The sequence below is a fragment of the Kitasatospora sp. NPDC036755 genome (assembly GCF_040636595.1).
In the GTDB taxonomy this organism is placed as follows: Bacteria; Actinomycetota; Actinomycetes; order Streptomycetales; family Streptomycetaceae; genus Kitasatospora.
Map to the genome: position 1 here is coordinate 1 of NZ_JBEZUT010000658.1, position 1,595 is coordinate 1,595.

A 1,595-nucleotide genomic window follows, 5' to 3' on the forward strand; every position below is an offset into this window, starting at 1 on the left:
CCCGCCGCCACCCGGACTTCGTCGGCCGCAGCGCCGACCTGGCCCGCCTCGACCGGGCCTGCGGTCCCGGCCCCGCCGGGCTCGGGCCGGTGTCGGTGGTCGGGCCGGTGTCGGTGGTCGGGCCGGTATCGGTGGGAGGGACGGCGGCGGTGGTCGGACCGGTCCTGGTGGTCGGGCCCGCCGGGGTCGGCAAGAGCGCGCTGGTCACCGCCTGGGCGCACCGGGCCGCCGACCGCTTCCCCGACGGCCTGCTCCACGCCGAACTGCGCGGCCTCGCCCCGGACGGCCCGGCCCGGCCCGAGGACGTCCTGGCCGGCTTCCTGCGCGCACTCGGCGTACCCGAGGAGGACGTCCCCGCCGGGCGCGCCGCCCGCGCCGCGCTCTACCGCGAACGCACCCGGGGCCGGCGGCTGCTGGTGCTGCTGGACGACGCCGCCGACGCCGACCAGGTCACCGACCTGCTGCCGGCCGGCCCGGCCGGCACCGCCGTCGTCACCGGCCGGGGCTCGCTGGAGGACCTGGTCGCACTGGAGGGCGCCGTCATGCTGCGCCTGACCGCCCTGCCCGAGGACGACGCCCTGCTCCTGCTGGAACGGGCCCTGACGCCCGCGCGACTGCGCGCCGAGCCGGAGGCCGCCGCCCGTCTCGCCGGCCTCTGCGACCACCTGCCGCTCGCCCTGCGGATCGCCGCCGCCCGGCTGGCCGCCCGGCCGGACTGGACGATCGCCGAGCTGGTGGCCGAACTCGCCGACGAGGAGACCCGGCTGGCCGTCCTGGACGCCGACGGCGCGCTCTGCGTCGCGGGCCGGCTCCGGCCGACCCACCGCCGGCTCTCCGCACCCGCGGCCGAACTCCTGACCGTGCTGGCCGCCCACCCCGGACGCGAGGTGGACACCGCGGCGAGCGCCGCCCTGCTCGGCGAGGACACCGCGACCGCCCACCGGGCGCTCGCCGAACTCGCCTCCCACCACCTGCTGACCGGCGCCGCCCCCGGCCGCCACGCCCGTACCGACCTGGTCCGGCTGTACGGTGCCGGACTGCTCGCCGAACGGCCCGAGCAGCACCGCCGGCTGCTCCGCGAACGCCTGGCCGACCACTACCTCACGGTCCTGCGGCACTGCGGCGCCTTCCTCGACCCCGGTCAGGAGGACACCGCGCCGATCGGCACCGCCCAGAGCGGCACCGCGCCGACGGCCCTGCCGCCCGTCGTCGACATCCGCACCGCGCTCGACTGGTTCGACGCCGAGGAGCCCGCGATCTCCGCGCTCGTCGCGTCCCCCGACACCGACCCGGCCCGTGCCTGGCGGCTCGCGCTGACCGGCGGCTCGCTCTACTACGGCGCCAGCCGCTTCACCGACTGGCTCGCCAGCGCCCGGCTGGGGCTCGCCGCCGCCGAACGGTGCGGCGACCCGGTCGCGGTCTCGCTGCTGCTCAACTGCCTGGCGGAGGCCCTGGTCGCGCTGGAGCGCCGGTCGGAGTCCGCGGACGCGGCCCGGCGGGCGTTCGCGACGACCTCGACGGAGAGCGTCCGGCTGGACCGGATCGGCTCGGTCGTGGTCAGCCGGATGGTGGCGAACCCGGAGACGTACACCCCG

Annotated in this window: 1 pseudogene; it reads left to right on the plus strand. The window is 78.5% G+C overall.

Annotated elements, in window-relative coordinates:
• Positions 1 to 1,595, plus strand: a pseudogene (locus AB0E96_RS41005) (hypothetical protein); the annotation flags it as partial.